Genomic DNA, 24,477 nt, shown 5'->3' on the forward strand with positions numbered 1-24,477 from the left:
GGTGCGAGCGGACTGTACATATATACAGCGCCATTCTGGGGGACATACCGCAAAAAAGCAAGCCAGTCGCCACCTGCAAAAGCAAAACGGAGCCCGAAGGCTCCGTCTTTCAGCAGCCGGGCCCGAGGGCCCGCGTCTGGCGTAAGGTTACAGCACGGCGGCGATGCCGGCGGCGACCTTGTCGATGTTGCCGCTGTTCAGCGCAGCGACGCAGATACGGCCGCTGGAAACGGCGTAGACGCCGTGCTCTTCACGCAGGCGATCCACTTGCGCTGCGTTCAGGCCCGAATACGAGAACATGCCGCGTTGCTGCAGGACGAAGCTGAAGTCCTGCTTGCCGCCGTGTTCCTTGATTTTCTCGACCAGCTGCTTGCGCATCAGGCGGATGCGATCGCGCATGCCGGCGAGCTCTTCTTCCCACATGGCGAAGAGTTCAGGCGTGTTCAGTACCGTCGAGACGACCGTGCCGCCATGGGTGGGCGGGTTGGAATAGTTGGTGCGGATCACGCGCTTCAGCTGGCTCAGCACGCGGGTGGCTTCTTCCTTGCTGCCGGCCACGACCGTCAGGGCGCCCACGCGCTCGCCATACAGCGAGAACGACTTCGAGAAAGAAGAGCTGATGAACATGGTCATGTCCAGGTCGGCGAACATGCGCACGACCGAGGCGTCTTCCGTCAGGCCGTCGCCAAAGCCTTGATAAGCGATGTCGAGGAACGGCACCAGCTGGTTTTCCTTCACGACGGCGGCGATCTGCTTCCACTGGTCGGCGGTGGGGTCCACGCCGGTGGGGTTATGGCAGCACGCGTGCAGCACGACGACCGTCTTGGCCGGCGCGGCCTTCAGGTCCGCCAGCATGGCGTCGAAATTCAGGCCGCGAGTGGCGGCGTCGTAGTACGAATACGTGCCGACCTCGAAACCGGCGCGCTCGAACAGGGCGCGGTGGTTTTCCCAGCTGGGATTGCTGATCAGGACCTTGGAGGTCGGCAGCAATTGACGCAGGAAGTCGGCGCCGATCTTCAGCGCGCCCGTGCCGCCCAGCGCCTGGGTGGTCAGAACGCGGCCAGCGGCGGCCAACGGGGATTCCTTGCCCAGCAGCAGCGCCTGGGCGCCCTGGTTGTAGCCGGCAATGCCTTCGATCGGCAGGTAGCCGCGTGCGGCGGCGGCCTCGATGCGGGCGGTTTCGGCCTTGCGTACGGCGCCCAGCAGGGGGATCCGTCCCTGATCGTCGTAGTACACGCCCACGCCCAGGTTGACTTTACCGGGACGCGTATCCGCGTTGAATTGTTCGTTCAGACCAAGAATGGGGTCGCGCGGCGCGAGTTCGACGGAATCGAAAAGGTTGCTCATGGGACTCTGATGAGGATGGGTGGACGCAGTACGGTGTGCTGTGGATAATGGGGGGTTTACCCTGGAACAGTCTAGCATGCCCAAGAGCCCAATAGACCCGAGCAGCGCGGGAGATCTGAATGATGATCTCGCTGCGGATCTGACGGCGGCGCCGGCATCGGCTGCCTCCGTGGTGGGGCTGGAAGCCAAGCCCAGATTCGTCGAGTATCCGGACAGCCCGTTTCAGCTTTATCAGCCTTATCCGCCAGCGGGCGACCAGCCCGCCGCCATCGATGGCCTGACGCAGGGGGTCGAAGATGGCCTCATGTTCCAGACGCTGCTGGGCGTGACGGGGTCGGGCAAGACCTTCACCATGGCCAACGTGATCGCCCGGATGGGGCGCCCCGCGCTGGTGTTGGCTCCCAACAAGACGCTGGCCGCGCAGCTCTATGCCGAAATGCGGGAGTTTTTTCCGAAGAACGCGGTCGAGTACTTCGTCTCGTACTACGATTACTACCAGCCCGAGGCCTACGTGCCGACGCGCGACCTGTTCATTGAAAAGGACTCGTCCATCAATGAGCACATCGAGCAGATGCGCCTGTCGGCCACCAAGAGCTTGCTCGAACGGCGCGACACGATCATCGTGGGCACGGTCTCGTGCATCTACGGTATCGGTAATCCGGGCGACTACCACGCGATGGTGCTCATCCTGCGCACCGGCGACCAGATCTCCCGGCGCGAGATCCTGGCGCGCCTGGTGGCCATGCAGTACACGCGTAACGACGCCGAGTTCACCCGGGGGGTATTCCGGGTGCGCGGCGAGAGCATCGACATCTTCCCGGCGGAAAGCGCCGAATTGGCGTTGCGCCTGACGCTGTTCGACGACGAGATCGAAAGCCTGGAGCTATTCGACCCGCTGACGGGCCGCATCCGCCAGAAGCTGCCGCGGTTCACCGTCTATCCCGGATCGCACTACGTGACCCCGCGCGACACGGTATTGCGCGCCATCGAGACCATCAAGGAAGAGCTGCGCGAGCGCGTCAAGCGTTTCGTCGACGACGGCCACCTTGTCGAGGCGCAACGGCTTGAGCAGCGCACCCGGTTCGACCTGGAAATGCTGCAGGAACTGGGTTTCTGCAAGGGCATCGAGAACTACTCCCGGCACCTGTCCGGCGCGGCGCCGGGGGATCCTCCGCCCACGCTGATCGACTACCTGCCGTCCGATGCGCTGATGTTCATCGACGAAAGCCACGTCACCATCGGGCAACTGAGCGGCATGTACCGGGGTGACCGTTCGCGCAAGGAAACCCTGGTGCAGTACGGCTTTCGCTTGCCGTCGGCGCTGGACAACCGGCCGCTCAAGCTCGAGGAATTCGAGACGCGGATGCGTCAATGCGTGTTCGTGTCGGCCACGCCGGCCGCTTATGAGAAAGAGCACGCCGATAACGTCGTGGAACAGGTGGTGCGGCCAACCGGCCTGGTCGACCCGCTGGTCGAGGTGTTGCCGGCCCGTACGCAGGTGGACGACCTGCTTGGCCAGATCAAGACGCGCGTGTCGGTGGGCGAGCGCGTGCTGGTCACGACGCTGACCAAGCGCATGGCGGAAGACCTGACCGACTTCCTGAGCGAACACGGGGTCAAGGTGCGCTACCTGCACTCCGACATCGACACCGTGGAACGCGTGGAAATCCTGCGCGACCTGCGCCTGGGCACGTTCGACGTGCTGGTGGGGATCAACCTGCTGCGCGAAGGGCTGGACATCCCCGAGGTGTCGCTGGTGGCCATCCTGGATGCCGATAAAGAGGGCTTCCTGCGGTCTGAGCGCAGTCTGATTCAGACGATCGGCCGCGCGGCGCGCAACCTGAATGGGCACGCGATCCTGTACGCGGACCGCATTACGGATTCGATGCAGCGCGCCATGGAGGAAACCAGCCGCCGCCGCGCCAAGCAGTTGCAATTCAACATCGACAACGGCATCACGGCCCGAGGGGTCCAGAAGGCGGTGCGCGAACTGATCGACGGCATTGTGGCGCCCGTCCAGCACGATGCGCTTGAAGCCGCGGTTCCGGCGGAATTCCTGAAGGACGAAAAGGCCTTGGCGCGCGAGTTGAAGCGCCTGGAAAAGCTGATGATGGACCATGCGCGAAATCTGGAATTCGAGCAGGCCGCCGCTGCCCGGGATGCCCTGACGGCATTGAAGCAGCGGGTGCTTCTGGATGGGGCGGTGTAGGTGCGAAAGTATCTAAACGTTTCATTATCCTGACAGTATGCTGAAAATGTGTAAAACCCGCGCTGTTGCAATTGCCGCTTAACAATCTTCTCGAAACTTGCGAAACCAAGCTCAATTCTTGCGTTCGGATATTTCCGTAAGCCATTGAATACGTTGGGAAAAATATGCGCTTTGCAGCGCCTTGGTCCATTCGTGCAACTGCAAAAAAAGCTTGCCTTATCTCGGGTTTTCCCGCACACTTACTTCCATGATGACCAAGGTACTTTTCGTTTGCATGGGCAATATCTGTCGCTCGCCGAGCGCAGAGGGCGTGTTTCGCCATTTGGTGAACGACGCGGGTTTGGGCGACGTTGTTCGCATCGACTCCGCGGGCACGCACGCGTTTCATATCGGCGAGGCGCCTGATGCCCGGGCGCAGGCTGCGGCGCGTAAGCGCGGCTACGAGATCACGCACTGTGAGGCGCGTCAGGTCACCGCGGAGGATTTCCGCGATTTCGATCTTATCCTCGCCATGGACTGGGACAATCTGTCCGCCATGCAGCAGCAGTGCCCCAAAACTTATCAGCACAAGTTGATGCTGTTGATGCGCTTTGCCAATGAGTTCGAGGAGGCCACCGTGCCCGATCCGTACTATGGCGGCGCCGACGGTTTCGGCAAGGTGCTTGATTACCTGGAGGACGCCTGTCAGGGTGTCCTGGAGCTGGTCCGCAAGCGCGCTACCCAGTACCAGGCGGCTTGATCACCTTTTTCGTAGAGCCGCCCACTGTGCGGCTCTCGGGGTGTTTGGCAGTGAAAAAAACCGCGCAAATGCGCGGTTTTTTCTAGCCGGGAGCCATACCAAATTAGTCGGGAATAGGCTATACTTGAGCCAATTACTCGGGTATTGACCGCTGGATTCGCTGGCGGCCATTGCCGAATCACAGGGAACCCACCATGCGGCTAACTACCAAAGGGCGTTTCGCCGTGACTGCCATGATCGATCTGGCTATGCGGCAGCATAGCGGCCCGGTCACTCTTGCGGCCATCAGCCAGCGTCAGAATATTTCGCTTTCCTATCTGGAACAGCTCTTCGGGAAACTGCGCCGCCACGAACTCGTGGACAGCGTGCGGGGCCCGGGTGGCGGTTATTCGCTTGCGCGCCTTGCGCGCAATGTGACCGTTGCCGACATCATCTTCGCGGTCGATGAACCGCTGGACGCCACCAGTTGTGGCGGCAAACGGGACTGTACGAGCGGCAACGACGGCAAGCCGGGCAAGTGCATGACGCACGAGCTCTGGGCCACGTTGAATCGCAAGATGGTCGATTACCTGGATTCGGTGTCCCTGCAAGATCTGGTTGATCAGCAGCGCGTGCGCCAATTGCAGGAAGCCAACAATCAAGCGCAGGCCTGCGCGGTGCGTGTGAATCGGGTAGGGGGCACCAATGCCGCCGCCAATGCCCCGACCACCACTGTCGCCGCCAATGCCACCGTATAAGCAGTATCAGGAGCTGTAGAAATGACCACCCGCCCGATTTATTTTGACTATTCGGCCACGACGCCCGTCGATCCCCGTGTCGTGGACAAGATGGTGCCCTGGTTGTACGAGAACTTCGGCAACCCGGCATCGCGCAGCCACTCGTTCGGCTGGGATTCGGAAGAAGCCGTCGAACGCGCTCGCGAGGAAGTCGCCAAGTTGGTCAACGCCGACCCGCGCGAGATCGTCTGGACGTCCGGCGCGACCGAATCCGACAACCTAGCCATCAAGGGCGCCGCGAACTTCTACGCGGAACGCGGCAAGCACATCATCACCGTCAAGACCGAGCACAAGGCAGTGCTGGATACCTGTCGCGAGCTTGAGCGCCAAGGCTTCGATGTCACGTATCTGAATGTGAAAGATGATGGCCTGATTGATCTGGACACCTTCAAGGCTGCGCTGCGCCCGGATACCGTGCTGGTGTCCGTGATGATGGTGAACAACGAAATCGGCGTGGTCCAGGACATTGAAACGCTGGGCGAGATCTGCCGTGAAAAGGGCATCATCTTCCACGTGGACGCTGCTCAGGCGACCGGCAAGGTGCAAATCGATCTGCAAAAGCTGAAAGTCGACCTGATGTCGTTCTCGGCGCACAAGACGTACGGCCCGAAGGGCATTGGCGCCTTGTATGTGCGCCGCAAGCCGCGCATCCGCATCGAAGCGCAAATGCACGGCGGTGGCCACGAACGCGGTTTCCGCTCGGGCACGCTGGCCACGCATCAAATCGTCGGCATGGGTGAAGCGTTCCGTCTGGCCCGCGAAGAAATGGGCACCGAGAACGAACGCATCCGCATGCTGCGCGACCGCCTGTGGAATGGCCTGTCGCAGATCGAAGAGGTCTACCTCAACGGCGACATGGACCAGCGCGTTCCGCACAACCTGAATGTCAGCTTCAACTATGTCGAAGGCGAGTCCCTGATCATGGCGATCAAGGAACTGGCCGTATCCAGCGGTTCGGCCTGCACCTCGGCCAGCCTGGAGCCGTCCTACGTGCTGCGCGCGCTGGGCCGCAACGACGAGTTGGCGCACAGTTCCATCCGTTTCACCCTGGGCCGCTTCACGACCGAAAAGGAAGTGGACTTCGCCATTGAATTGCTCAAGAGCCGAGTCGGCAAGCTGCGCGATATGTCGCCGCTTTGGGAAATGGCCAAGGAAGGCATTGACTTGAACACCGTGCAGTGGGCCGCGCACTAAGCGCCTGCACCAAGAAATACGTGGAGAAATAACATGTCTTACAGCACTAAAGTCCTGGATCACTACGAAAACCCGCGTAACGTCGGTTCGTTCGACAAGTCGGACGAGTCGGTGGGTACCGGCATGGTCGGCGCACCGGCCTGTGGCGACGTCATGAAGCTGCAGATCAAGGTGAATGAAGCTGGCGTGATCGAAGATGCGCGCTTCAAGACCTACGGCTGCGGTTCGGCCATCGCTTCCAGCTCGCTCGTGACCGAATGGGTCAAGGGCAAGACGCTGGATCAGGCGATGAACATCCGCAACACGCAGATCGCCGAAGAACTGGCGTTGCCGCCCGTGAAGGTCCATTGTTCCATCCTGGCCGAAGACGCGATCAAGGCCGCGGTGCAGAACTACAAAGAAAAGCATTCGGTTCCGGCCGAAGCGGTGGCAGGCTGATCATGTCCGTTACCCTGACCCAACAGGCTGCCACCCATATCGGGCGCTACTTGCAGAAGCGCGGAAAGGGTATTGGCTTGCGGCTCGGCGTTAGGACGACGGGCTGTTCCGGCATGGCCTACAAGTTGGAATACGTGGACGACTCGGCGCCGGAAGACGCCGTGTTCGAGAGCTTTGGCGTCAAGGTCTTCATCGACCCGAAGAGCCTGGCTTACCTGGACGGCACCGAGCTGGATTACGCCCGCGAAGGCCTGAACGAAGGTTTCAAGTTCCGCAACCCCAACGAAAAGGCGACCTGCGGCTGCGGCGAGTCGTTCACGGTGTAAGTCTTGGCCGGAGACGACCACTTCAGCCTGTTCGGCTTGCCCGCATGCTTCGACCTGGACGCGCAAGCGTTGGAAAGCGCGTGGCGCGCAGTCGCCGCGCAAGTGCATCCCGATCGTTACGCCACGGCTAGCCCCGCGGAGCGCCGTGTGGCCATGCAGTGGGCCGCGCGCGCCAACGAGGCATACCGCGTGTTGCGGGATCCCTTGCTTCGCGCGCGCTATCTGTGCGAACAGGCGGGCATCGACTTGCAGACCGAGAGCAACACGTCCATGGACACGGCTTTCCTGATGCAGCAGATGACCTGGCGCGAGATGCTGGACGATGCGCGCGACGACGCCGATGCCCTGACCGCCTTGCAGACGGAGTTGGAAGCGGCGCGCGTAGACATGCGTGCCACGCTGACGCGTCTGCTGGATAACGAGCGCGACTACGCGACTGCCGGGTTGAAGGTCCGGGAATGGATGTTCGTGGAAAAGCTGGCAGAAGAGCTGGCGCACGCGCAACCCGCCGGATAGCCCCGGCCGCGTTGGGGCGCCCGTGAGGCGGGGCCCCGGATTTCGCCGCCTACTGAGCAGAAAAATACAATCATGGCCTTATTGCAGATATCCGAGCCCGGCGAGTCGCCCGCGCCGCACCAGCGCAAGCTGGCGGTCGGGATTGATCTGGGCACTACCAATTCCCTGGTTGCGGCGGTGCGCAGCAGCGTCGCGGAAGTGCTGCCTGATGCAGAAGGCCTTGCCTTGCTGCCGTCGGCGGTGCGCTATTTTCCCGGCGGTAAAGTCACGACGGGCCGCGAGCCCCTGGCCCAGCAGGCCGAAGATCCGCTGAATACCGTCGTGTCCGTGAAGCGTTTCATGGGCCGTTCGCTGGACGAGGCCCGCGCCACGCGCGCGCCCTATGAATTCGTGGATGCGCCCGGCATGGTGCGCATTCGCACGGTGCAAGGCGATCTGAGCCCGGTTGAAGTGTCGGCGCAGATCCTGGCTGTGCTGCGCCAGCGCGCCGAAGACGTCCTGGGCGACGACCTGGTAGGCGCGGTCATCACCGTACCGGCGTACTTCGACGACGCGCAACGCCAGGCGACGCGAGACGCCGCTCGCCTGGCCGGCCTGAACGTGTTGCGCTTGCTGAACGAGCCCACGGCCGCGGCGATTGCCTATGGCCTGGATCACGCATCGGAAGGCGTGTATGCCGTGTATGACCTGGGCGGCGGCACGTTCGATATTTCCATTCTGCGACTGACCCAAGGCGTGTTCGAAGTGATTTCCACCGGCGGCGACACCGCGCTGGGTGGGGACGACTTCGACGCGCTGATCGCGGACCATGCCGTGGCCAAGCTGGCCGCCGGCGAGTTCTCGCCGGCCGACCGCCGCGGGCTGTTGATGGCGGCGCGCGCGGCGCGTGAAGCGCTGTCGGATACCGAATCCGCCCACCTGAAGCTGGCGCTGTCGGATGGGCGCGACGTGGACCTGGTCCTGACGCGCACTGAATTTGAAACGCTGGCGCAGCCGCTGGTGGAACGCACGCTGGATTGCGCGCGCCGCGCGCTGCGCGATGCGTCGCTGAAGCCCGCCGATGTGCGTGGCGTGGTGATGGTGGGCGGCGCGACGCGCATGCCCGTCGTGCGCGCCGCCGTCGGTCGCGTGTTCGGCACGGAGCCGTTGATTGACCTGGACCCGGATCAGGTCGTGGCGCTGGGCGCCGCGCTGCAAGCCAATTTGCTGGCGGGCAACCGCGCCCCGGGCGAAGACTGGCTGCTGCTGGACGTGATCCCCTTGTCGCTGGGGCTGGAAACGATGGGCGGGCTGGTCGAGCGCGTGATTCCGCGCAACAGCACCATTCCCGTGGCCCGCGCCCAGGAATTCACGACATTCAAGGATGGCCAGACCGCCATGAGCATCCATGTGGTGCAGGGCGAGCGCGACCTGGTGGCGGATTCACGTTCGTTGGCCCGGTTCGAGCTGCGTGGCATTCCCCCGATGGTGGCGGGCGCAGCGCGCATCCGCGTGACTTTCCAGGTGGATGCGGACGGCCTGCTGAGCGTCACGGCGCGTGAACAGAGCACGGGCATCGAGGCCGCCGTATCGGTCAAGCCGTCGTACGGGCTGACCGACGATGAAATCGCGCAGATGCTGGCAGACAGCGTGGCGCAGGCCGACACGGACGCACGCGCCCGCATGCTGCGTGAGCAGCAAGTGGACGCGCGCCAGTTGGTGGAGTCCGTGCAAGCGGCCCTGGCCGCCGACGGCGACCTGCTGGACGCGGAAGAACGCAAGCACGTCGACGAATGCCTGCAAGCCGCCATCGCCGCGCAATCGGCGCAAGACACGGATACCGTGAAAGACGCGGTGCAAGCGCTGTCGGCCGCGACGGACGACTTTGCCGCGCGTCGAATGGACCGCAGCATTCGTGCCGCGCTGGCGGGCCGCAAACTTGATGAGATCGCCTGATTAAGACGTTATGCCGAAACTGACTGTATTGCCTCATCCCGATTACTGCCCCGAAGGCGCCGTGATCGAAGACGCGCCGAAGGGCGTGTCGATCTGTCGTGTGCTGCTGGACAACCATATCGACATCGAACACGCGTGCGAGCTGTCGTGCGCCTGCACGACCTGTCACGTGGTGATCAAGCAGGGCTATTCCGCGCTGGAAGACGCGACGGATGACGAAGAAGACCTGCTGGACAAGGCCTGGGGCCTGACCCCGACGTCGCGCCTGTCATGCCAGGCGCTGGTGACGGATACCGACCTGACGGTCGAGATCCCGAAGTACACCATCAACCATGCGAAAGAGGGCCATTGATGAAGTGGACCGATACCTACGAGGTTGCCGCGGCCCTGGTCGACGCGCATCCTGATGTGGACCCCAAGACGCTGCGCTTCACGCAGCTACGTGAATGGGTCATGGCTTTGCCTGGATTCAACGACGACCCCGCCCACTGTGGCGAGAAGATCCTGGAGGCCATCCAGATGGCCTGGATAGACGAAGCGGACTGACCACCGCCATGAAGACGCTCCCGGATGGGGGCGTTTTTGTTTGCGCGGCCGTCGTGCCGCCGTCAAGCGGCCACGTTATCATCAGGGATCCGTACGTTGTGATCCACCTTGCCCGAGTCTACTGATGCCCGCTGCTCCCTTGCGCTTTGGCCTGGCCGCCAACCGGCTGCACCACGAAACCCCCGATGCCGCCTTGTTCACCTGGTTGCGCGCGTGCTCGTCCACGATACGCGAGCTGGGTGTCCAACTGCACACCGTCGGCCGCACGCATGACGCCATCGTGCGCGAGGGGATGTTGCAGGGGTACAGCGGCCTGATCCGGTATCCCTACGGGCGCGAAGGCGGCCTCATGAAACTGGTGGCCCGCGTCACCGAAGGGCGCGACGGGCAGGCGCCGTTTGACGGCGCCATCTATTTGATTGATCCGGTGGATCCGTCGTCGATTTTCCCGGAAGCGTTGGCGTTGAAGCGGCAATGCATCACGCATGGCCGACCGTTCATTTCCACGGTGGCCGGCGCCATCGAATGGATGGAAGTGGAACGCGTGCATGCCGGTTTGGCGCCCGACGCGTCGGTGTCGCGTCTGTTCAACTTTACCGGGCAGACGCTGGCTATGATCGCGCACGATGCGCTCAAGGACGAGATGGTCGCGTTTGCCAGCGAACACTTCGACCTGTTGTCGCGGTTTGCCCGCCGCGTCGCGACGGGCACCACGGGCGGCCGGCTGAACGAATTGGCGTGGTCGCGCGGGTGGCCCAAGGATACGCCGTGGGTGCATCGCTACCTGAGTGGGCCGCTGGGCGGCGATGCGCAGATTGCCGAACTGGTGCTTGAACATCAGTGCCAACGCGTGATCTTCTTTGAAGACCCGCATGTCGCGCGCCAGCACGAGGCCGATATCCAGTTGCTTGAGCGCGCTGTGCGCGTGGTGACCGAATCCGCCACTTGCGCGACGTCGCCCACGGTGGCGCGGCGCTGGGCGCAGGCGGTGGAAAAGCGCGTGATCTGATGTGAAGGCGCGATGGGGCTGCCGCGTTTGGTTGGCGCGTTGCCAGCCTTGCCTGGCGCTGGCCTCTTGTTGCTTCCTTAGTGGCCTTTGAATTGGGGCACCCGTTTTTCGCGGAACGCCTGCACGCCTTCCGTGAAATCAGCGCGGGTTGCCGAATCGAGGAACCGCGCCGTTTCTTCCGCCAGCTGCGTCTCCAGCGAGGCGTGCGTGGCGGAGCGCAGTAAGTCCTTTGCGCCCGCGATGCCGTGGGGGGCATGGCAAGCGAGCGCTTCAGCATAGGCATGCGCGGCGCCGGCGAGTTCGCCGGGTGGCGCGATGCGGTTGAGGATTCCCCAAGTCAACGCATCGCTGGCAGTGAATGCATCGTGGCGCAGCAGCAGATCAAGGGCACGCCTGACACCCAGCACGCGCGTCAGCCCGTGCGTCATGCCTGCATCGGGCGTGGCGCCGAGTTTGAGATAGGCCGTCATGAATCGCGTGCCCGCGTCGGCAATCGCCAGGTCGCAGGCCAGCACCAGCGACAAGCCGGCGCCCGCCGCCACGCCGTGGACTTCCGCCAGCCAGATCTTGTCCATGCGGGCGATGCGCGCGATGAAATCGTTGAGCGGGGTGAAGAGATCGAGGAGCGTGTGGCGCACTTGGTCGGGTTCGCCCGTGAACATGCTGATGTCGCCGCCGGCGCAAAAAGCCTTGCCTGCGGCGCGCAGGCGCACCACTCGGATTTCCTTGCGCGTTTCCAGCCACTGGGCCGCTTGCTGGAGGTCGCGGGCCATGGCGACATCGATGGCGTTGAGCGCGTCGGGGCGGTTCAGCGTAAGGGTGGCGATGGCGCCTTGGGCCTCGAGCTGGACGGTGGCGAAGGTGGAAAATCCTGCGGTCATGTCGTGTCTCCGATATCGGGTAAATACCAGCTGTCGATCCAAAAACCGCGATGCTATGGTCTGAACCGAGCGCTTGCTTGGTTTTGTTTTAAGCACGCTTAGCGTACTGCATGAAAGCACTGCATGGAACTGCCGCATTGAACGATTTTCCGGCGCTGGTCTGGCGTAGGTAAAGACAGGTTCGTTGCATCTCCTGCCTCGCGGGTCGCCTGATTCATCGCCTTAAAAAATGTCCGCCCGAAGGCGGCTAGAACTTCGCGATCAAAAAAGCGAGGAGACAAATGGTGGATCAGTCCGAGCAGCCTCCCTTGCTGGAGGTGGATGGGGTGACCTTGGCTTTCGGCGGGGTCAAGGCATTGACTGGCGTAGGTTTTCGCGTGGCGCCGGGTTCCATCACGACGGTCATCGGCCCGAACGGCGCCGGCAAGACCTCGCTGTTCAATACCATTTCCGGGTTCTACAAGCCGGCCGCCGGACAGATCCGGTTCGAAGGCCGCGACATCACGCGCGTGGCCGCGCCCGAGCGCGCCAAGCTGGGGCTGGCGCGCAGTTTCCAGAACATCGCGCTGTTCCGCGGCATGACGGTGCTGGACAATATCAAGCTGGGCCGTCATGCGCACTTGCGCACCAACGTGCTGGACGCCTTGTTCTATCTGGGCCGGGCACGGCGCGAAGAGATGGCGCTACGTGCTGACATTGAAGAACGCATCATCGACTTCCTGGAGATCGATCACATTCGCCATGCGCCGGTGTCGGCCTTGTCCTATGGCCTGCAAAAACGTGTGGAGCTGGCACGCGCGCTGGCCATGAATCCCAAGGTGCTGATGCTGGACGAACCCGTGGCGGGCATGAACCGCGAAGAGACGGACGACATGGCGCGTTTCATCCTGGATGCCCGGTCCGAGTGGGGCGTGACGGTGCTGATGGTCGAGCACGACATGGGCATGGTGATGGATTTGTCGGACCATGTGGTGGTGCTGAACTTCGGGCAGGTGATTGCCGACGGCACACCGGGCGAGGTGCAGGCGAATCCCGACGTCATCAAGGCCTATCTGGGGGCGGGCGATGTGGGCGACCTGCGTCGCCGCCTGAGGGAGGCAGCCTGATGGACCTACTGTTCTTCCTGGAGGTGACGCTGGCCGGGCTGGGCAGTGGCGGGCTATATGCGCTGGCGGCGCTGGCCTTTGTGATCGTCTACAAGGCGACGCGCGTCGTGAACATCGCCATCGGCGAATTTCTGATGCTGGGCGCCTATGTGTTCTACGCATTTGCAACCGGCATGGAATGGCCGATATGGCTGGCGATCGTCGGCGCGGTGGTGGTGTCGGGGGCCTTGGGCGCGCTGGTGGAACGGCTGACGATACGGCCCATGCTGGGCGAAGCGCCGATCTCGGTGTTCATGGTGACGGTAGGGCTGGCGTCGATATTGGTGGGCGCGGTGGAATTGATCTGGACCGCGGACCAGCGGCGGTTGCCGGAGTTCATGCCGCGCGCGCCGGTGATGGTGGGCGAGGCGTTCGTGGCGCCCAAGGTGTTCTACGGATTCTGGGTGGCCGTGGTGTTGGCCCTGTTGGTGCTGGTGGTGTTCCGCTATTGGCGTGGCGGTGTCGCGTTGCGCGCGACCGCGTCGGATCAGGGCGCCGCCTATGCGATGGGCATCAACGTGCCCCGCGTTTTTTCGCTGGCCTGGGTGGCGGCAGGGGCGTTGGCGGCGGTGTCGGGCGTGATCGTGGGCGCCATCGGCGGCATTTCATCGTCGATGGGCGTTTTCGGCCTGTCGGTGCTCGTAGTGGTGATCGTGGGCGGACTGGACAGCGTGGCGGGCGCCCTGGTGGGCGGGGTGTTCATCGGTTTGCTGGAGGCCTGGGCGGGCGCCTACCTGGGGGGCGAGTACAAGTTGCTGGCCACTTTCATCGTGCTGGTCGTGGTGTTGATGGTCAGGCCCTACGGCCTGTTCGGCACCCGTGAAATCGAGAGGCTCTGACTCATGCGCATCGCGACTGCGAAGCAGACCTACCTGGCGGACGAAGCGCTATTCGACACGCGCACCCAGCATGTATGGCTGGCGTTGCTGGCGGCGTCGCTCGCGCTGTTTCCGTTCGTGGCCGACGCGTATTGGCTGTACCTGGCGTGCCTGGTCGCCATCAATATCGCCAGCGCGACGGGGCTGAACATCTTGACGGGCTATACCGGGTTGGTCAGCCTGGGGCAGGCGGCCTTCATGGGGTTGGGCGCCTACACGGTGGCCGTCATGGAACTGAGACTGGGCACGCCGGTGTTGGTCAATCTGCTGGGGGGCGGCGTGGTGGCGATGCTGGGCGGCCTGCTGGTGGGCATCCCGTCGTTGCGGGTGAAGGGGTTGTACCTGGCCATCGCCACGATCGCGGCGTCGTTCATCGCGCATTTCATTTTCGCGAACTGGCAGTTCACGGGCGGGACCAGCGGGCTGCAGGTGCCGCCCGCGCGATTGCTTGGCGTGGATCTGGATACGTCGTTCAAGATCTATTGGCTGATCGTGCCGGTGACCGTGCTGATGGTGCTGGGCGCGGCCAACCTGTTTCGCACGCGCATTGGCCGGGCCTTCATCGCCATTCGCGACCGCGATATCTCGGCGGAAGTCCTGGGCATCCGGCTGCTTCGCTACAAGCTCCTGTCGTTCGGCCTGTCGTCCTTCTATGCGGGCGTGGCGGGCGGGTTATGGGCGTACTTCTTTCGGGTGGTGACGCCCGAGAGCTTCCCGCTGATCATGTCGATATTCTTCCTGGCCGCGATCATCGTAGGCGGCATGGGGTCGATCCTGGGTTCCATTCTGGGCGCCATTTTCATGACGATGGTGCCTGAGTTGCTCAAGCTGATCGTGGGCTGGCTGCCGGTGGGCGGCGACGCGTTGCGGCTGGTGTCGCCCGTGCGAACGATCGTTTTCGGCCTGCTGATCGTGGGCTTCCTGATCTTCGAGCCTCACGGGCTCGCGGAAATCTGGCGGCGCGTCCGCCGCTTCTTCCACCTGTGGCCATTCCGGACCTGAGCGCGGTTTGGCTGTTCGCAAGACCCATAAGACCCAAGGAGACACACCATGAAGCGCATCCGGATAGGCAGCGGTTTATCGAGGTTGTTGGCCCCGTTGGGCCTGGCGGCGGCATTGGCGGCGCCGATGGCGCAGGCGGCGGACGATCTGGTGCTGGGCGGATCCATCCCGCTGAGCGGCGTGTTCGCCTTTGCCGGGCAGGGCATCCATGCGGGCATCACCGATTACGTGAAGATCGTCAACGAGCAGGGCGGCGTGAAGGGGCGCAAGTTGCGCTACGTGCCCGAAGATACGGCGTATAAGGTGGATGCGTCGGTCGCGGCGTTCAAGAAGATCACCAGCCAGAACAAGGTGAACTTCTACTACGGTGATTCGACGGGCTTTTCCAAGACCATCAATGCCGAGTTGAACCGTACCGGCGACATCCTGATGACGGGAGCGTCGTTTGCGACCGAGCTGAACGATCCCGCCAAGTATCCGGCGCAGTTCATGCTGGGGCCCGACTACACCGAGATGTTCGGCATTCTGCTGCGCTATATCGCCAAGGAGCAGCCCGGCGCGAAAGTGGCGTTCGTATATTCCGATACCGAATTCGGCCGTGACCCGATTGCCGGTTCGCGCGCCGTGGCCGAAAAGCTGGGCCTGAAGGTGGCAACCGAGATCATGACGCCGCCGGGCAGCGTGGACGTGTCAACCGAGGTGATCAAGCTGCGCCGCGCGGACCCGGACTTTACGATTTTCCATGGTTACGTGCTGGCGCCGATTCCGGAATTCGTGGGGCAGGGAAAGCGCATGGGGCTCAAGACGCGCTACATGGGCACGTTCTGGACCATGGACAACTCCACCGTGATGCAGATGGGCGAGGATGCCGACGGCTTCATGGGTGTGATGCCGTACCGGTATTACTACGATACCGAGGGCGACGCGCCGATGCTGAAGAAGATTCGCGAAATGCGTCCGCAGTACCAGAGCACGGGCTACATGCAGGGCTTTCTGGCCGCCATGCTGTTCACCGAGGTAGCCAAACGCACGTTGGACGCTGGCAAGGAGCTGACCAGCGCGAACATGAAAGCGGCGCTGGACGGCATCAAGGACTTCGATACGGGCGGCCTGATCGGCGTGCCGATTTCGATCAAGGGCAATTCCATCCCGGTGGGCCGGATCTATCGCGCCGATGTGAAGCAGAAGCAGATGGTGCCCGCGTCCGATTGGATCGTGCTGAAGTGAGGCGACTGTGAGCCAGGGACTTGACGCGCACACCGTGACGACGGCGCCGCCCGCAGCGGTGCTGGACATCAACAATATCGAAGTCGTCTACAACAAGGCGGTGCAGGTGTTGCGCGGCCTGTCCCTGTCCGTGCCTGCGGGCAGCATCGTGGCTCTGCTGGGCAGCAACGGCGCAGGCAAGTCCACCACGTTGAAGGCGGTATCCGGGCTGCTGGATCTGGAAGATGGCGCGTTGGTGCGCGGGCATATCGTCTTCAACGGCGACGATACCGCGGGCGCCAAACCGCAGAATCTGGTCCGTTCGGGGTTGGCCCACGTGATGGAAGGGCGACGGGTGTTCGAAGACCTGACCGTGGAAGAAAACCTGGTGGCCGCAACCTATGCGCTGACCGGCCGGCCTGGCGCGAAAGTGGATTTTGACCTGGTCTACGGGTACTTTCCGCGCCTGTTCGAACGCCGTCGGGGCCTGGCGGGTTACCTCTCGGGCGGTGAGCAGCAGATGCTGGCCATTGGCCGGGCATTGATCGCCCAGCCCCGGCTGATGCTGCTGGACGAACCGTCGCTGGGCTTGTCGCCGATGCTGGTGGAGAGCATCTTTTCCATCATCGCCCGTATCAACGCCGAGCAAGGGGTGTCCATGCTGCTGGTGGAACAGAACGCGTCCGTGGCGCTGGCCGTGGCGCATTACGGCTACATCATGGAGACGGGCAAGGTGGTGATCGACGGCACCGCCGACAAGCTGGCGTCGGATCCGGATGTGCGCGAGTTCTACCTGGGCGTTGGCGGCACGGGCGAGGCCCGCGGGTTTCGCGATATCAAGCATTACAAGCGCCGCAAGCGCTGGCTGTCATGAAGGACAAGACCGTGATCGCCTCTACCGGTATGCCCGCCTGGCCCGAACTGACATTGCCCCAGATGCTGCGCGAGCAGGCGCGGCGGCAGCCGTCGGCGATCGCCATCCGGCAAAAGGACTTCGGCATCTGGAAGCCGCTGACGTGGGCGGACTACTGGCAACGCGCCTGCCGGGTGGGGCTGGGCCTGCGAGCCCTGGGTTTGAGCCGGGGCGGGCGCGTGGCTATCGTGTCCGAGAACCGCGTGGAATGGCTGCTGACGCAGTTGGGCGCGGGCACCGTCGGCGGCGTGGCGGTGGGAGTCTATCCCACCAGCCCGGCCGAAGAAATGGGCTACGTGCTGGAACATGCGGACGTGGAACTGGTGGTATGCGAGGACCAGGAGCAGACCGACAAGGTGTTGCAGGTGGCCAGCCGCTTGCCGTTGCTGCGGCGTATCGTGATCGTGGAAACCAAGGGTCTGCGCTCGTATGCGCCGGCGGACCGTCAGCGTATTGCGACCTTCGCCGAGACCGAGGCCGACGGTGCCGGCCGGGAAGCGGCGGAGCTGCCCGCCCTGAACGCGGCGCTGGACGCGCAGGGGCTGGACGACACCGGCCTGATGATCTACACGTCGGGTTCCACGGGCAAACCCAAAGGGGCGATGCTGAGCTACCGCAACATGCGTGGCGTGGCGCCGGGCATCGCGGACCGGCTGTCGATGGATGCGGATAGCGTGCATCTGTCGTACTTGCCGCTGTGCCACGTGGCCGAGCAGATGCTGTCGACGTTCGTGCCGCTGTATGTGGGCTCGCAAGTGAATTTCGGCGAATCCATTCGCACGGTGCAGGAAGACCTGCGCGAAGTGGCCCCGACCATCTTCCTGGGGGTCCCGCGCATCTGGGAAAAACTCCACGCGTCGATATCCATCAAAATGCAGGAAACCGGCCGCTTGCAGCGCTGGCTCTACCAGCGCGCGCTGGCGGCGTGCGCGCCGTTCCTGGAGAAGTCTCCGGCGCAATACACCACGGCCGAGCGCTTGACGCATGCGCTGTGGTACTGGCTGGTGCTGCGGGCCTTGCAGAACTTCGTCGGCTTGCGCCGGGCGCGCGTGGCGATGACCGGGGCGGCGCCGATCCCGCCGGACGTGGTGCGCTACTTTCGCAATTTGGGCGTGCCGCTGCTGGAGGTCTATGGGCTGACGGAATCGGCGGGCATGATTTTCGGGCAGCATCCCGACCGCGTGAAGGTTGGCACGGTGGGCGAGCCCATCCTGGGCGTGGAATGGAAGATGGGCGAGGCCGGCGAATTGCTGGTTCGCGGCGACATGGTGTTCCAGGGCTACTACAAGCACGCCGAGGCGACGGCCGACACGGTGCGCGACGGCTGGCTGCATACGGGCGACGTGGTGGCGGAACAGGATGGCCGCGTCCGGATCGTTGACCGCTTGAAAGACATCATGATTACGGCTGGCGGCAAGAACCTGACCCCGTCAGAGATCGAAAACGCCGTTAAGGGCAGCCCTTACGTGAAGGAGTGCATCGTCATCGCCGACGGGCGCAAGTACGTGTCGGCGCTGATCCAGCTGGAGTTCGAGACGGTGGCCAAGTGGGCGGAGTCGCGCCGCATCGCGTTTACGCACTTCCGGTCGTTGGCCGAGTGCGCGCAAGTGCGCGAGCTGGTCCAGCAGGAAGTGTCGCGTGCCAACGGGGGCCTGGCTCCGGTGGCGCAGATCAAGCGCTTCCATCTGCTGACCAAGGAATTGGACCACGACGATGGCGAGGTGACGGCGACGATGAAAGTCAGGCGCGCCAGCATCTATCGCACCTACGCAAACGAAATCGAAACGCTGTACGTTGAGGAGACGCTGGCATGAACGAAGCCGTGATCGTGGAAGCGGTGCGCACGCCGTTCGGCCGCCGCGGCGGATGGTGGGCGGACACTCGGCCCGATACGCTGCTGGCCCAGACGGTGCAGGGACTGCTTGCGCGCGCCGGACTGCCGGGCGGCAAGGTCGAAGACCTGATCGCCGGCTGCGTGAGCCAGGCGGGCGAGCAGGGCGCCAACATCGGACGCCTGGCCGCGATGCTCTCGGGCCTGCCGGAAAGCGTGCCGGGCGTGGCCTTGAACCGCATGTGCGGCTCCAGCCAGCAGGCGGTGCATTTTGGCGCGCAGGCCATTGCCGCGGGCGACATGCGGTATGTGGTGGCGGGCGGCGTCGAAAGCATGAGCCGCGTGCCGATGTTCCTGGACGTGACGTTGGGGCAGAGCGAATTTCGCGGCTTCGAATCCCTGAACCCGGCGCTGCTTGAGCGCTATCCGTTGATCCACCAGATTGAAAGCGCGGAACGCATCGCCGACCATTGGCAACTATCGCAGGCCGCGATGGACGAGTGGGCGCGCGAAAGCCATGCGCGTGCCTGGGCCGCCGCCCGCGCGGGTCTGCATGCGGAACTGCTGCCGGGCCCGCAAGAGGCCGCGCATCGGGACGAAGGCATACGCGAGGCGACCGACCCGGCGCGGATGGCGGCGATGGCGCCCGCGATGCGTCCGGCCGGACAAGGCGGCGTGACGGCCGCCAATGCCAGCCAGCTGGCTGACGGCGCGGCGGCGGTCTTGCTGGCCGACCGCGACATCGCGCTGTCCGACGGGCTGCGGCCGCGTGCGCGCTTCCTGGCGCGGGTGGTGGTGGGGTCGGATCCCGTGATGCAGTTGACGGGCGTGATCCCGGCCACGCGGCTGGCGCTTGAGCGGGCCGGCCTGACGCTGGCCGACATAGACTGGGTCGAGATCAATGAAGCCTTCGCCAGCGTGGTGCTGGCCTGGCAGCGCGAACTGGGCGCCAAGCCGGCGCGGATCAACCCGTGGGGCGGCGCAATCGCGCATGGGCATCCGCTGGGGGCGACGGGCGCGGGGCTGATGGCGAAGATGCTGGCCGGCCTGGAAGCGACGGAAGGCGAATTCGGGATGCAGCTGATGTGCATCGGCCACGGCATGGCGACGGCGACCATCATCCAGAGGCTGTGATCGCACATGGAAAAGACAGCAGCCGCGCCGCGCGAGGAAAGCGGGGAGTCCGAACGCCGCCGCGAACTGGTGCTGACGGCGGCCCGTTTGTTCTGCAAGCACGGATACGAACGCACGACGGTGCGTGAGCTGGCTCGGGCCGTCGGCCTGCAATCAGGCAGCCTGTTCCATCACTTTCGCAGCAAGGAGGCGATCCTGGTGGCGGTGATGAACAACGGTATCCAGGAGGTGATCGACGACGGCGAACGGGCGCTGGCGCATTACGACGCGCCGGCGGACCGCCTGGGGGCCCTGTTCCGCGTCCATATGTGGAGCATGCTGCATGGCGCCGGGGGCGATGCGATGAATGCGCTGGTGTACGAGTGGCGCAGCCTGTCGGCGCCCAGCCAGTCGGCCGTGAAAGCGTTAAGCGACCGTTACGAGGCCATGTGGCAATCGGTGGTGGCGGAGGCCGTGGCGGCCGGGTTGATCAAGGGCGACGCGCGCGTCATCAAACGCTGCGTGCTGGGGGCGATGAACCTGACCGTGCAGTGGTACAAGCCGGGCGGGCGGCTGGCGCCCGCCGAGTTCATCGACGCGATGCTGCTGGCCGCCTTGCCCGGCTTGCCCGCAGGGGCCGGGACGTGGCCGGTTGAGGTCAGCCCCGGCGCTTGAGGAACGCGCCGACGGCGCAGGCCGTGCCCAGCGCCAGCAGCGAACCGGATACGGGAAGCAGGAAGTCCGCTTCGCCGTGGTAGCCGCCGCCGGTGACGCCGCCCGCCACGCCACCCATCCAGAACAGGGCGGTCAGCAGCGATGCCACGACCGAGATCGCCGCAGCGATGCATAGGGCGATGAATATCGGCCGGCGTGGCCGGACGGGCGCGTAGGGGGCGCCCGGCTGGATCCGGCGGGGTTGTTTGATCCAGTAGACCAGCCCCGCCACCACCAGCAGCAGCATCAGGATCTTGAAGATCATGACGCGGCCGATGCCTTAGTCTTCACGGCGCAGGTGCGGGAAGAGGATGACGTCGCGGATGCTGGGACTGTCAGTCAGCAGCATGACCAGGCGGTCGATGCCGATGCCGCAGCCGCCCGTCGGAGGCATGCCGTATTCCAGGGCGCGGATGTAGTCCGCATCGTAGAACATGGCTTCTTCGTCGCCGGCGTCCTTGGCTTCGACTTGCGAGCGGAAGCGTTCGGCCTGGTCTTCGGGGTCGTTCAATTCCGAGAAGCCGTTGGCGATTTCGCGGCCCGTCATGAAGAGCTCGAAGCGTTCGGTGATGCCTTCGCGCGTGTCGGAGGCGCGGGCCAGCGGCGACACTTCGACCGGGTAGTCGATGATGTACGTCGGGTTCCAGAGCTTGGCTTCGGCGGTTTCTTCGAACAGCGCCAGTTGCAGCGCGCCCAGGCCGGCGCGCGACAGCACGGGGCCGTCGGCGTCCGCGCCCAGCTTCTTCAGTTCGGCGCGCACGAAAGCGGCGTCGTCCAGTTGCGCCTGGGTGTAGCCCGGCGCGTACTTCAGGATGGCTTCGCAGATCGTCAGGCGGTCGAACGGCTTGGACAAGTCCAGTTCGCGTTCGCCATAGGTCAGGACGGCGCTGCCGGTAGCCGAGATGGCGGCCTGGCGGATCAGTTCTTCCGTGAAGTCCATGAGCCAGCGGTATTCCGCGAAGGCTGCATAGAACTCCATCATCGTGAATTCAGGATTGTGACGCGGGCTGACGCCTTCGTTGCGGAAGTTGCGGTTGACTTCGAACACGCGTTCGAAGCCGCCGACAATCAGGCGCTTCAGGTAGAGCTCGGGCGCGATGCGCAGGTACATTTCCATGTCCAGCGCATTGTGGTGCGTCACGAAGGGCTTGGCCGCCGCGCCGCCCGGGATCGGGTGCAGCATGGGCGTTTCCACTTCAAGGAAACCGGCGTTCAGCATGAACTGGCGGATGCTGCCCACGGCCTTGCTGCGCGCTTCGAACGTGCGGCGCGTGGCGTCCGTCATGATGAGGTCGACGTAGCGCTGGCGGTAACGCAGTTCCTGGTCGGCCACGCCGTGGAACTTGTCCGGCAGCGGGCGCAGCGACTTCGACAGCAGGCGGGCGGTGGCGGCGTGGACCGACAGTTCGCCCTTGTTGGTCTTGAAGACCGACCCTTCGATGGCGATGATGTCGCCGATGTCCCATTGCTTGAACGCGGCGTAGTTGTCTTCGCCCAGCGTGCCACGGTCCAGGTAGATCTGGATGCGGCCGGTGCTGTCTTGCAGCGTGGCGAAGCTGGCCTTGCCCATGACGCGCTTGAGCATCATGCGGCCGGCGACCTTGACGGTGACGGCGGCGGCGGCCAGCGCTTCCTGCTCTTGGCCGTCGTACTTGTCATGCAGGGCGGCGGCGCGGGCGTCCGGAACGAAATCGTTGGGATACGCGACCCCGGTTTCGCGCAGTTTGGCCAGCTTGGCGCGCCGTTCGGCGATCAAGCGGTTTTCATCCTGGGCGGGGGCCGGAGTGGTCGAGTGGTCGGTCATGGTCGGGGGATCAGTCGTAATTGCGGATGTCGTCGATTTCGGTCGTGCCGAAATCTTCGCGATCCAGATAGGCAAGAATGCGGGAGGCCACGTTGGCGGGCGAAGAGAGCTTGCCCGTGGCGTGAAAGTCCTGGAATTTGGCCAGCGCCGGGAAGCTTTCCGGGCTGCTGGAACGAATGGCCGCCTGCATGTCGGTGTCGACGATGCCGGGGGCAAGCGCGACGATGCGCGCGCCGTCGGCGCCTTGTTCCTGCTTGACCACGCGCGAGTACATGTCCAGCGCGGCTTTGGTGGCGCAGTACACGCCCCAGCCGGCGTTCGGGTTGCGGCCCGCGCCGGAGGAGATGTTCAGCACGCGGCGGTCGGCGGCAATGTCTTCGACGGCGGCCAGGAAGCGCGCGGTCAGGAGCATGACGGCGGTGACGTTCAGATTGAAAGCCGCCGTGATGGCCGCGCTGTCGATCAGCGCGTCGGTGCCGGCGACGGGGTGGACCGTGCCCGCGTTGTTGATCAACAGATAGCGGCGGGCATCGCGCGGGAGGGTCGAGCAGATGCGTTCGGCCGCGGCTTCGGCCGCCTTCAGGTCCGAGAGGTCCACGGACAACTGTTCCAGCTGCACGTCTTGCGAGCGCGCGTAGGCGGCAAGTTCGGGGTCTTCGCGGCGGGCCAGCGTGATCAGGCGAGTGCCCGGTTTGGCCAGGCCGCGCGCCATGGCGGCGCCGATGCCGCGCGATGCGCCGGTCAGAATTGCGATGGTGTCAGACATTCGTGGACCTCTGGAGTGCGGTTAGCGGAAGTATCGCGACGGACTTAGACGCCTTGCTTCAGGCTGGCCTGGATGAAGGGATCCAGGTCGCCATCCAGCACTTTCTGCGTGTTGGAGATTTCGACGTTCGTGCGCAGGTCCTTGATGCGGCTTTGATCCAGGACGTAGGAACGGATCTGATGGCCCCAGCCCACATCGGTCTTGGAGTCTTCCAGCTTCTGCTGTTCAGCCATGCGGTTGCGCATTTCCAGTTCGTAGAGCTTGGACTTCAGCATCTGCATCGCTTCGGCGCGGTTGCGGTGCTGCGATCGGTCGTTCTGGCACTGCACCACGATCCCGGTGGGGATGTGGGTCAGGCGCACGGCGGAATCGGTCTTGTTGATGTGCTGGCCGCCGGCGCCGGACGCGCGGTAGGTATCCACGCGCAGGTCGGCGGGATTGACATCGACTTCGAACGAATCATCGACTTCGGGGTAGACGAACACGCTGGCGAACGACGTGTGGCGGCCGCCCGAAGAATCGAACGGACTCTTGCGGACCAGGCGGTGCACGCCGGTTTCGGTGCGCAGATAGCCAAAGGCGTATTCGCCTTCGATCTTGATCGTGGCGGACTTCAGGCCTGCGACTTCACCTTCGGATTCTTCCAGGATTTCAGCCTTGAAGCCCTTGCGCTCGGCGTACTTAAGGTACTGGCGCAGCAGCATCGAGGCCCAGTCCTGCGCTTCCGTGCCGCCCGCGCCTGCCTGGATGTCCACGAAGCAGTTCAAGGGGTCGGCCGGATTGGAGAACATGCGGCGGAATTCCAGGTCTTCGAGCTTTTCCTGGTAGCCGTTGGCGTCGAGTTCGATGGATTCCAGCGTGGAATCGTCGTCATCGGCCTTGGCCATTTCAAACAGTTCGTTGGCGTCGGCCAGGCCCATGCCCAGACCCGTGAGCGTTTCCACCACGGTTTCCAGCGCTTTCTTTTCACGGCCCAGGTCTTGGGCGTGTTTGGGGTCGTTCCAGACGGCCGGGTCTTCGAGCTCGGCGTTTACGACTTGCAGGCGTTCAGCTTTGGCATCGTAGTCAAAGATACCTCCGTAGAGCCTGTTCGCGCTCCGCGTAATCGGCGAGGCGGGCTGCGAGCTGGTTCTGACGTTCGGCTTCCATGATGATCCTGTCCTGATGACTTTTGTGCGAAACCTGGCAT

25 protein-coding genes are annotated in these 24,477 nt (G+C 63.9%); 19 read left to right on the forward strand and 6 right to left on the reverse strand.

The features are described 5' to 3' along the window. Window positions 1–147: 147 nt before the first annotated feature. Entirely contained in the window at window positions 148–1,347 is a 1,200-nt protein-coding gene (locus CQ050_RS15270; RefSeq protein ID WP_105557681.1) for an amino acid aminotransferase, read from the reverse strand. Window positions 1,348–1,423: 76 nt separating this feature from the next. Between CQ050_RS15270 and uvrB the strand changes: the two genes are divergently transcribed. The 11 genes from uvrB to CQ050_RS15325 all read left to right on the forward strand — a co-directional run bounded on the left by uvrB (window position 1,424) and on the right by CQ050_RS15325 (window position 11,035). Beyond that, window positions 1,424–3,556 carry an excinuclease ABC subunit UvrB gene (gene uvrB, locus CQ050_RS15275; protein ID WP_233214077.1) on the forward strand — a complete coding sequence of 711 codons (2,133 nt, stop codon included), beginning with the start codon at window positions 1,424–1,426 and terminating at the stop codon, window positions 3,554–3,556. Window positions 3,557–3,803: 247 nt separating this feature from the next. After that, complete coding sequence (locus CQ050_RS15280) at window positions 3,804–4,295, forward strand: low molecular weight protein-tyrosine-phosphatase (protein ID WP_006225301.1); 492 nt, start codon at window positions 3,804–3,806, stop codon at window positions 4,293–4,295. Between the two features lie 194 nt (window positions 4,296–4,489). Then, a complete protein-coding gene (gene iscR / locus CQ050_RS15285) occupies window positions 4,490–5,032 on the forward strand; it encodes a Fe-S cluster assembly transcriptional regulator IscR (RefSeq protein WP_035213312.1) in 543 nt (180 codons plus the stop codon). Between the two features lie 21 nt (window positions 5,033–5,053). Beyond that, window positions 5,054–6,265 carry an IscS subfamily cysteine desulfurase gene (locus tag CQ050_RS15290; RefSeq protein ID WP_105557682.1) on the forward strand — a complete coding sequence of 404 codons (1,212 nt, stop codon included), beginning with the start codon at window positions 5,054–5,056 and terminating at the stop codon, window positions 6,263–6,265. Between the two features lie 33 nt (window positions 6,266–6,298). Further along, window positions 6,299–6,703: a Fe-S cluster assembly scaffold IscU gene (gene iscU / locus CQ050_RS15295; protein WP_006225297.1), complete on the forward strand. Its 405-nt coding sequence runs from the start codon at window positions 6,299–6,301 to the stop codon at window positions 6,701–6,703. 2 nt (window positions 6,704–6,705) lie between these two features. Beyond that, entirely contained in the window at window positions 6,706–7,029 is a 324-nt protein-coding gene (gene iscA, locus CQ050_RS15300; RefSeq protein WP_006225296.1) for an iron-sulfur cluster assembly protein IscA, read from the forward strand. A gap of 3 nt (window positions 7,030–7,032) precedes the next feature. After that, the gene (gene hscB / locus CQ050_RS15305; protein WP_105557683.1) at window positions 7,033–7,545 is read left to right on the forward strand and encodes a Fe-S protein assembly co-chaperone HscB; all 513 of its coding nucleotides are present in this window, start codon (window positions 7,033–7,035) and stop codon (window positions 7,543–7,545) included. A 72-nt stretch (window positions 7,546–7,617) separates the two neighbouring features. Beyond that, on the forward strand, window positions 7,618–9,480 hold the full coding sequence (gene hscA, locus CQ050_RS15310) for a Fe-S protein assembly chaperone HscA (RefSeq protein ID WP_105557684.1): 1,863 nt from the start codon (window positions 7,618–7,620) through the stop codon (window positions 9,478–9,480). 10 nt (window positions 9,481–9,490) lie between these two features. Next, a complete protein-coding gene (fdx, locus tag CQ050_RS15315; protein WP_006225293.1) occupies window positions 9,491–9,832 on the forward strand; it encodes an ISC system 2Fe-2S type ferredoxin in 342 nt (113 codons plus the stop codon). Next, window positions 9,832–10,026: a Fe-S cluster assembly protein IscX gene (gene iscX, locus CQ050_RS15320; protein WP_105557685.1), complete on the forward strand. Its 195-nt coding sequence runs from the start codon at window positions 9,832–9,834 to the stop codon at window positions 10,024–10,026. Before fdx ends, iscX begins: the two co-directional genes overlap by 1 nt. Before the next feature lie 124 nt (window positions 10,027–10,150). Further along, the gene (locus tag CQ050_RS15325) at window positions 10,151–11,035 is read left to right on the forward strand and encodes a methylglyoxal synthase (protein WP_105557686.1); all 885 of its coding nucleotides are present in this window, start codon (window positions 10,151–10,153) and stop codon (window positions 11,033–11,035) included. 77 nt (window positions 11,036–11,112) lie between these two features. Here CQ050_RS15325 and CQ050_RS15330 read toward each other — a convergent pair whose 3' ends face one another. After that, window positions 11,113–11,916, reverse strand: a complete 804-nt coding sequence (locus tag CQ050_RS15330) for an enoyl-CoA hydratase/isomerase family protein (protein WP_105557687.1) — start codon at window positions 11,914–11,916, stop codon at window positions 11,113–11,115. A gap of 281 nt (window positions 11,917–12,197) precedes the next feature. Between CQ050_RS15330 and CQ050_RS15335 the strand changes: the two genes are divergently transcribed. The 8 genes from CQ050_RS15335 to CQ050_RS15370 are packed head-to-tail and all read left to right on the forward strand — an operon-like array spanning window position 12,198 to window position 20,679. Continuing rightward, entirely contained in the window at window positions 12,198–13,022 is an 825-nt protein-coding gene (locus CQ050_RS15335; protein ID WP_199196824.1) for an ABC transporter ATP-binding protein, read from the forward strand. Next, window positions 13,022–13,900: a branched-chain amino acid ABC transporter permease gene (locus CQ050_RS15340; protein WP_105557688.1), complete on the forward strand. Its 879-nt coding sequence runs from the start codon at window positions 13,022–13,024 to the stop codon at window positions 13,898–13,900. Before CQ050_RS15335 ends, CQ050_RS15340 begins: the two co-directional genes overlap by 1 nt. 3 nt (window positions 13,901–13,903) lie before the next feature. Then, window positions 13,904–14,941: a branched-chain amino acid ABC transporter permease gene (locus CQ050_RS15345; protein ID WP_105557689.1), complete on the forward strand. Its 1,038-nt coding sequence runs from the start codon at window positions 13,904–13,906 to the stop codon at window positions 14,939–14,941. A 48-nt stretch (window positions 14,942–14,989) separates the two neighbouring features. After that, window positions 14,990–16,168, forward strand: a complete 1,179-nt coding sequence (locus CQ050_RS15350; protein WP_105557690.1) for an ABC transporter substrate-binding protein — start codon at window positions 14,990–14,992, stop codon at window positions 16,166–16,168. Window positions 16,169–16,226: 58 nt separating this feature from the next. Continuing rightward, entirely contained in the window at window positions 16,227–17,021 is a 795-nt protein-coding gene (locus CQ050_RS15355; RefSeq protein WP_105557792.1) for an ABC transporter ATP-binding protein, read from the forward strand. Then, window positions 17,018–18,874, forward strand: a complete 1,857-nt coding sequence (locus CQ050_RS15360; protein WP_105557691.1) for a long-chain fatty acid--CoA ligase — start codon at window positions 17,018–17,020, stop codon at window positions 18,872–18,874. The genes CQ050_RS15355 and CQ050_RS15360 overlap by 4 nt, the downstream gene beginning before the upstream one ends. Beyond that, a complete protein-coding gene (locus tag CQ050_RS15365; protein WP_105557692.1) occupies window positions 18,871–20,025 on the forward strand; it encodes a thiolase family protein in 1,155 nt (384 codons plus the stop codon). Before CQ050_RS15360 ends, CQ050_RS15365 begins: the two co-directional genes overlap by 4 nt. A gap of 6 nt (window positions 20,026–20,031) precedes the next feature. After that, on the forward strand, window positions 20,032–20,679 hold the full coding sequence (locus CQ050_RS15370; protein ID WP_105557693.1) for a TetR/AcrR family transcriptional regulator: 648 nt from the start codon (window positions 20,032–20,034) through the stop codon (window positions 20,677–20,679). On the opposite strand, the gene CQ050_RS15375 is transcribed toward CQ050_RS15370, so the two are convergent. The 4 genes from CQ050_RS15375 to prfB all read right to left on the reverse strand — a co-directional run bounded on the left by CQ050_RS15375 (window position 20,663) and on the right by prfB (window position 24,437). Beyond that, window positions 20,663–20,983: a preprotein translocase subunit TatB gene (locus CQ050_RS15375; RefSeq protein WP_105557694.1), complete on the reverse strand. Its 321-nt coding sequence runs from the start codon at window positions 20,981–20,983 to the stop codon at window positions 20,663–20,665. The two genes, CQ050_RS15370 and CQ050_RS15375, sit on opposite strands and share 17 nt — an antisense overlap. A gap of 15 nt (window positions 20,984–20,998) precedes the next feature. Then, complete coding sequence (gene lysS / locus CQ050_RS15380; protein WP_105557695.1) at window positions 20,999–22,522, reverse strand: lysine--tRNA ligase; 1,524 nt, start codon at window positions 22,520–22,522, stop codon at window positions 20,999–21,001. A gap of 10 nt (window positions 22,523–22,532) precedes the next feature. Continuing rightward, a complete protein-coding gene (locus CQ050_RS15385) occupies window positions 22,533–23,288 on the reverse strand; it encodes an SDR family oxidoreductase (RefSeq protein ID WP_105557696.1) in 756 nt (251 codons plus the stop codon). A 44-nt stretch (window positions 23,289–23,332) separates the two neighbouring features. Beyond that, a protein-coding gene (gene prfB / locus CQ050_RS15390) for a peptide chain release factor 2 (protein WP_105557697.1) occupies window positions 23,333–24,437 on the reverse strand; the annotation gives its coding sequence in 2 pieces (ribosomal slippage) (window positions 23,333–24,355 and window positions 24,357–24,437; 1,104 coding nt in all). Window positions 24,438–24,477 lie beyond the last annotated feature (40 nt).

Origin of the sequence: Achromobacter sp. MYb9 (assembly GCF_002975275.1) — a bacterium.
Classification (GTDB): domain Bacteria; phylum Pseudomonadota; class Gammaproteobacteria; order Burkholderiales; family Burkholderiaceae_B; genus Achromobacter.